This is a genomic window from Streptomyces sp. NRRL B-1140 (assembly GCF_001280065.1).
GTDB lineage: Bacteria > Actinomycetota > Actinomycetes > Streptomycetales > Streptomycetaceae > Streptomyces.
Window position 1 is genome coordinate 1 of sequence record NZ_LGEA01000035.1, and the last position, 318, is coordinate 318.

Consider the following 318-nt stretch of genomic DNA (forward strand, 5'->3'; position numbering starts at 1 on the left):
CCGATGTAGCGGCGGGCGTTGCGGATGCCCCGCACCTGGGCGTCCTTGGCGTAGGGGGTGGGGATCTGCAGGTCGCGGGGCCCGATCTTGCGGGGGGGGGCGGCCGCGGCCAGCAGCGGCTTTTCGGGGAGCGGGTTCATCTTTCCGTCGAGCTGCGCCGCTCGTACCACGCGGGCGAGGCCTCGTACGAGGAGTTCGCCGAGCGGTACGAGGCGGAGGTCTCCTCCGACGAGGCGTCCGCGGCGCTCGACGGTGTGCGTGAGCTGGCCCGTGAGGGCGACGTGACTCTGCTGACCGCGTCGAAGACGCCCGAGCGGA

The 318-nt window shown here is 72.6% G+C and carries 1 pseudogene; it reads left to right on the forward strand.

Going from position 1 to position 318, the window contains the following annotated elements:
• Positions 1 to 143 precede the first annotated feature (143 nt).
• A pseudogene (locus ADK65_RS39105) lies at positions 144 to 318 on the forward strand (DUF488 family protein); the annotation flags it as partial.